General features: G+C 51.2%; 5 protein-coding genes and 1 rRNA gene. All 6 read right to left on the reverse strand.

What is annotated here, in order from left to right:
• Positions 1-108 precede the first annotated feature (108 nt).
• The 6 genes from radA to rrf all read right to left on the reverse strand — a co-directional run bounded on the left by radA (position 109) and on the right by rrf (position 6,217).
• Positions 109-1,485 carry a DNA repair protein RadA gene (radA, locus tag EVJ21_RS14720; protein WP_131441626.1) on the reverse strand — a complete coding sequence of 459 codons (1,377 nt, stop codon included), beginning with the start codon at positions 1,483-1,485 and terminating at the stop codon, positions 109-111.
• A gap of 54 nt (positions 1,486-1,539) precedes the next feature.
• A complete protein-coding gene (clpC, locus tag EVJ21_RS14725; RefSeq protein WP_070329262.1) occupies positions 1,540-3,975 on the reverse strand; it encodes an ATP-dependent protease ATP-binding subunit ClpC in 2,436 nt (811 codons plus the stop codon).
• Positions 3,976-3,999: 24 nt separating this feature from the next.
• Positions 4,000-5,043, reverse strand: coding sequence for a protein arginine kinase (locus EVJ21_RS14730; protein WP_131490781.1), 1,044 nt, complete (start codon positions 5,041-5,043; stop codon positions 4,000-4,002).
• Complete coding sequence (locus EVJ21_RS14735; RefSeq protein ID WP_070329264.1) at positions 5,043-5,477, reverse strand: UvrB/UvrC motif-containing protein; 435 nt, start codon at positions 5,475-5,477, stop codon at positions 5,043-5,045. Before EVJ21_RS14735 ends, EVJ21_RS14730 begins: the two co-directional genes overlap by 1 nt.
• Before the next feature lie 14 nt (positions 5,478-5,491).
• Positions 5,492-5,959, reverse strand: a complete 468-nt coding sequence (locus EVJ21_RS14740; RefSeq protein WP_070329265.1) for a CtsR family transcriptional regulator — start codon at positions 5,957-5,959, stop codon at positions 5,492-5,494.
• A 142-nt stretch (positions 5,960-6,101) separates the two neighbouring features.
• Positions 6,102-6,217: ribosomal RNA gene (gene rrf / locus EVJ21_RS14745) — 5S ribosomal RNA — on the reverse strand.
• Positions 6,218-6,236 lie beyond the last annotated feature (19 nt).

Raw genomic sequence — 6,236 nt, forward strand, 5'->3', positions numbered from 1 at the left:
CACCTCCTTCTATTGAATTAAAATTTCAAAAAAATAACACTTATATTGTAACACGGTTCTTTTAAATCCGTTCGTTACAAAGCGTTAAAAACTGCCGGAAGCGCCCCGTCAGAACGGGATGGCAAGTTGGAGCGCTTCATCGACAGTACTGACACCGACCACGTCGATACCAGGCGGGGCGGTCCAGCCCCCTAGGTTATTCTTCGGAATAATCGCACGCGTGAAACCGAGCTTGGCCGCTTCCGCGACACGTTGCTCAATCCGTGACACACGGCGCACTTCCCCGGTCAATCCGACCTCGCCGATGCAGACATCGGTCGGACGAGTCGGACGGTCCCGGAAACTCGAGGCGATGGAAATACAAATCGCCAAATCGATTGCCGGTTCATCGAGCTTGACCCCGCCCGCCGCCTTCAAATAAGCATCTTGCGTTTGAAGCAAGAGACCCGAACGTTTCTCCAGCACGGCCATAAGAAGAGCGACCCGATTTTGGTCGATTCCCGTTGCCATCCGGCGGGGGTTCCCGAACGACGTCGGGGAAATGAGTGCTTGCAGCTCAACGAGTACCGTCCGTGTCCCTTCCATCGACGCGACGACCGTCGAGCCTGAGACGCCCGCCGTCCTTTCTTCGAGGAAAATCTCTGACGGGTTGAGCACTTCCTCAAGACCGCCTTCTTTCATCTCGAATATTCCAATCTCGTTCGTCGAACCGAACCGGTTTTTGACGGCCCGTAAAATCCGGAACGTGTGGTGACGTTCTCCTTCAAAATACAGAACAGCATCCACCATATGCTCGAGCAGACGCGGTCCGGCAATCGATCCTTGCTTCGTCACGTGGCCGACGATAAAGACGGCGACCCCTCGTGTCTTGGCAATTTTCATGAGCGCAGCCGTACATTCCCGCACTTGGGCGACGCTGCCTGGCGCCGATTGGATTTCATCCATGTATACCGTCTGAATCGAGTCGATAATGACGAACCCAGGTTCCTCTTCATCGATGACCCGTTCGATCATGAGCATGTCCGTCTCGGCGAGAACGTATAAATCCTGCGTCGGTAACCCTAGTCGTTCTGCGCGCAGCTTTGTCTGCTTCAACGATTCTTCCCCAGAAATATATAGCACTTTCCGACCGCTATGGGCGAGATGTGCACTCACTTGCAGGAGAATTGTCGACTTCCCGATCCCCGGGTCCCCACCGACGAGGACAAGCGAGCCCGGGACAATTCCGCCCCCGAGCACCCGGTCGAACTCTTGACTGTTCGTATGCACACGTGTTTCTTCTTGGGAAACGACGTCTGAGAGACGCTCTGGCTTCAGTTGTCGCGACGAGCTATGGACGAACGCAGCTCCCCGTTTCGCTTTCTTTTCTTCAACAAATTCTTCGACGAGCGTGTTCCACTCGTTACATCCCGGACAACGACCCATCCATTTTGGGGATTCATATCCACAAGACTGACATACGTACTTCGTTTTAATTTTTGCCATGTTATTCCCTTCTGTCTAAAAAAGCCCCCTCACAAGAGAGAGGGAGCTCCGTATTTACTGGACGACACCTTCGTTGCGGACGATGAATTCACCGTCTTGAACATCGAGAGCCACTTTACTGCCTTTCGTGATTTCCCCGCTGAGCATCGATTCTGAGAGTCGGTCTTCCACCTCGCGTTGGAGCGCACGGCGGAGCGGACGAGCCCCGTACTCAGGGTCATAGCCGACGACGGCAATCTTCTCAAGCGCCGATTCTGTCAAAGTGAAATCGATGCCTTGCTCGCCAAGTCGGTCTGTGAGCGTCTTCGCCATAAGTTTGACGATTTCTTGGATATGCTCTTTTTGAAGCGAATGGAAGACGGTGATCTCGTCGATCCGGTTCAAGAACTCAGGCCGGAACGCTTTCTTCAATTCTTCCATGACTTTATCTTTCATTTCCGTATATTCACGTTTCACGTCATCTTCGACGGTGAAGCCGACATATTTGTTTCGTTTAAGTGCGGCCGCACCGACGTTTGACGTCATGATGATGACCGTGTTGCGGAAGTCGACCGTACGACCTTTCGAGTCGGTCAGACGCCCGTCATCGAGCACTTGGAGCAAGATGTTGAACACTTCAGGGTGAGCTTTCTCAATCTCATCAAGCAAGATAACCGAGTATGGCTTACGACGGACTTTCTCCGTCAACTGACCGCCTTCTTCGTATCCGACATACCCTGGAGGTGATCCGACGAGACGGCTCGTCGCGTGTTTTTCCATATACTCTGACATGTCGATTCGGATGATCGCATCCTCGTCACCGAAGAGCGCCTCAGCGACAGCACGCGCTAGTTCCGTTTTCCCGACACCGGTCGGTCCGAGGAAAACGAATGAACCGATCGGACGTTTCGGATCTTTCAGTCCGGCCCGGGCCCGACGGATCGCCCGTGAGATTGATTTGACGGCTTCATCTTGACCGATGACCCGACCGTGTAAGATCGACTCGAGCTTGAGGAGACGGTCTGTCTCCTCTTCGGCAATTTTTGTCACCGGCACACCCGTCCAGCTTGCGACGACTTGAGCGATGTCTTCTTTCGTCACTTCAAGCTTTTCATTGCCTTGCTTGTTCTGCCATTCTGATTTGAGATGCTCGAGTTCATCGCGAAGCTTCTGTTCTGTATCACGAAGCGAAGCCGCTTTTTCAAACTCTTGGCTCTGGACGGCCGCATCTTTTTCTTTACGGATCGATTCGAGACGTGCTTCAAGCTCTTTTAAGTTCGGCGGCGCCGTGAATGAACGGAGGCGAACTTTCGAAGCCGCTTCGTCGACGAGGTCGATCGCTTTATCTGGAAGGAACCGGTCCGAAATATAGCGGTCAGATAAGACAACCGCTTCATGAATCGCCTCATCCGTAATTGTGACACGGTGGTGAGCCTCATAGCGGTCACGCAAACCGAACAAGATCTGTTCAGCCTGGTCCGTCGTCGGCTCATTCACTTGAATCGGTTGGAAGCGGCGTTCGAGTGCGGCATCCTTCTCAATGTATTTCCGGTACTCGTCAAGCGTTGTTGCACCGATACACTGGAGCTCTCCTCGCGCGAGCGACGGTTTCAAGATGTTCGAGGCATCGATCGCTCCTTCGGCTCCACCCGCCCCAATCAACGTGTGTAACTCGTCGATGAAGAGAATGACGTTGCCGGCCTGGCGAATCTCGTCCATGACTTTTTTCAATCGGTCTTCAAACTCACCGCGGTATTTCGTTCCCGCGACGAGCGTACCCATGTCAAGCACCATGACGCGTTTGTTGCGAAGCGTCTCCGGCACTTCATTGTTGATGATCTGTTGCGCGAGTCCTTCGACAACTGCCGTCTTACCGACACCTGGCTCTCCAATCAATACCGGGTTGTTCTTCGTCCGGCGAGACAACACTTCGATGACCCGTTGGATTTCACCGGCACGGCCGATAACAGGGTCGAGACGTGACTCACGCGCTTGTTGCGTCAAGTCACGGGCCAAGCCATCAAGTGTCGGTGTCGCTGCGCTCGTGCCTGGTTGTGATGCGTTTGACGACGATTCCGTGTTCCCGAGAAGTTGAAGCACTTGTTGCCGTGCTTTCGTCAAGCTGATACCGAGGTTGTTCAAGACGCGGGCAGCGACGCCTTCGCCTTCACGAATCAATCCGAGTAAAATATGCTCTGTCCCGACGTAAGAATGACCGAGTTTACGGGCTTCATCCATCGAGAGCTCGATTACTTTTTTCGCACGCGGCGTGTAGTGGATTGTCGAACCGTTCTCAGAACCACGGCCAATCAGCGCCTCGACTTCTTGTTGAATTTTCTCAGAAGTTAGACCGAGGGCGAACAACGCTTTGGCAGCAATCCCTTCACCTTCACGGACAAGTCCGAGCAAGATATGTTCCGTACCAATATTATGATGGCCAAGTCGTACCGCTTCCTCTTGTGCTAAAGCTAATACGCGCTGAGCTCGTTCTGTAAATCGACCAAACATCATTGACAAAACCTCCTTAAAGTTGGATCAAACTAAACCATGATCTAACGTTCGACGTACGAGAGTCGCTCGTTCGCGATCTCGTTCTTTCGTAGATAATGTTTTCCCGAAATGTTTTTGTAGGAAACCTGATTGTAGGCGGACGATCAAATCATGAAACTGCGGTGGACTCCAGTCGGACAAAATACCGAGGTCACTCGCTAAATGTAAATCGGATAACCGTTCAATCGCCTCTGTCGACGACAATAATTTGGAATACCGTAAAATCCCGTAAGAACGATAAAACTGATCTTCCAATTCATCTTGGTTACCGGCTAGGAGCTGTTCTCGGGCTTGACGTTCTGCGTGGACGATTTGTTCTGTAATTTCCATAAAATCAGATAACAGCTGCGATTCATCGCTGCCAAGCGTCCGTTGATTCGATAACTGGAACAAACGCCCGGCTGCGTCACTGCCTTCTCCGTAACGTCCTCGAATCGTGTATCCGAGTTTGCGAAGTTCTACTAATATAGGAGTTATTCGTCCCGTTAACGTCAGACCCGGCAGGTGAAGCATGACCGATGCGCGAAGTCCGGTACCGATATTGCTCGGACACGTCGTCAAATAACCAAGCTCTTCATCGAAAGCGTATGGGAGCGACTCACCACAGAGCGCGTCGACTCGTTTCGCAAGTTCGAACGCTTCTTGGACTTGATAGCCGGGAAGCAACGTTTGGATGCGCAAATGATCTTCTTCGTTAATCAACACGCTAATCGTCTCGTCTTCACTCAGGAAAACAGCACTCTCATCTTTTTCCGCAATCGTCGGGCTGATCAAATGCTTTTCGACGAGAGCTTGCCGCGTCACTTGATCATAGGCGCGCATATGCAGATATTCAAAGCCTTGTAAGCCGCCCAAGGCCGTCTCGATGCGTTCGCATAGCTGTCGCTGTCCTTCTTGAGACAATGTAGGAGAAAAGACGGTGTCTTTTAAATTGCGTGCCAAACGAATTCGTGTCGAGATGACAAGATCATCAAGCTTGGCCCGTTCTTTCATTTTTGGACCGAGTGGATGTTTGAGGAATGTCTCCATCACGCCTCACCTTGCCCTTTCAGTTGCGTCATTTCTTTTTTGATTCGTGCCGCTCGTTCATAATCTTCTTGTTCGACGGCCCGTTCTAACTCCCCTGCTAACTTTACAAGACGTTCGCCGATTCGCTCATCCGGTGTGCGTAACGCGTCAGGTACCGAACCGACATGATGGTCATGCCCTTGCTGGTACTGACGTGTCATTTTAATCAACTCTTCACGGAAAACTGTGTAGCATGAGGCGCAGCCCGCTTTTCTTAGGTGCGTCACCTCGCTCTGTGTCATCTGGCAAGTTGGACACCGCTTCACGACAGGAACGTAACCAGCCATCACTTCGACTGTACAGTTCCGACATAGTTTTCGTTCGACTGGGACCCCGTTTTCCAACATAACGACTTCATTGACGGCAGGACGCCGTTTACACCGTTCGCATAACATGTCTTAAGCCTCCGTCAGTGATAACTAAGTAACTTCATCAGGGCGAGTAGCTGCTGTCTTCGAATCAGATAGCGGTCGTCGGCGTTCAAGCCGAGCGTTTCGTCGGACAACAAGTGGTACAGTAAACGGACATCCCGCTCGCTCAACATACCTTCTTCAAATAAACGGATCAAAATGTTTTCAACAAGTTGTTCCGTCAGGCGAGGATGGTCTTGTAAAATATCCATTAAACTCGTCAGCAAGTCTTGTTTCTCATGAAGAATGACGCGACGAATTCGAATATAACCGCCCCCGCCTCGCTTACTTTCTACAAGGTAGCCTTTTTCGACCGTAAAACGTGTATTGATGACATAGTTGATTTGAGACGGAACACATTCAAAACGTTTCGCGATATCTTGTCGTTTGATTTCAATCGCTTCTGCCTGACTTTCCTTCAGCACTTGCTTCAAATACTGTTCGATTACATCAGATATGTTTCTCATCTCCACCACCCTCTGACCATCTTTGACTTTTGTTTTTATTCTATCACTGATTTAAAAAAAGGCAAACGAAAAGCGACGACGCAAATGCGTCGTCGCTCAAAAGAAAAGACGACCAAGCATGTGCTTGGTCGTCCTTCATATGGCCTGGCAACGTCCTATCCTCACAGGGGGAGACCCCCAACTACTTTCGGCGCTGAAGCGCTTAACTTCCGTGTTCGGCATGGGAACGGGTGTGGCCGCTTCGCTATCGCCACCAGACAAGGGATTGTTCCCTGAA

Source organism: Exiguobacterium sp. SH0S2 (assembly GCF_004337185.1).
GTDB classification, from domain to species: Bacteria; Bacillota; Bacilli; order Exiguobacteriales; family Exiguobacteriaceae; genus Exiguobacterium; species Exiguobacterium aurantiacum_A.

Bases quoted from the DNA above. Each gene is read 5' to 3' on its own strand.
- radA (WP_131441626.1), bottom strand. From the start codon at position 1,485: ATGGCAAAAATTAAAACGAAGTACGTATGTCAGTCTTGTGGATATGAA.
- clpC (WP_070329262.1), bottom strand. From the start codon at position 3,975: ATGATGTTTGGTCGATTTACAGAACGAGCTCAGCGCGTATTAGCTTTA.
- EVJ21_RS14730 (WP_131490781.1), bottom strand. From the start codon at position 5,043: ATGGAGACATTCCTCAAACATCCACTCGGTCCAAAAATGAAAGAACGG.
- EVJ21_RS14735 (WP_070329264.1), bottom strand. From the start codon at position 5,477: ATGTTATGCGAACGGTGTAAACGGCGTCCTGCCGTCAATGAAGTCGTT.
- EVJ21_RS14740 (WP_070329265.1), bottom strand. From the start codon at position 5,959: ATGAGAAACATATCTGATGTAATCGAACAGTATTTGAAGCAAGTGCTG.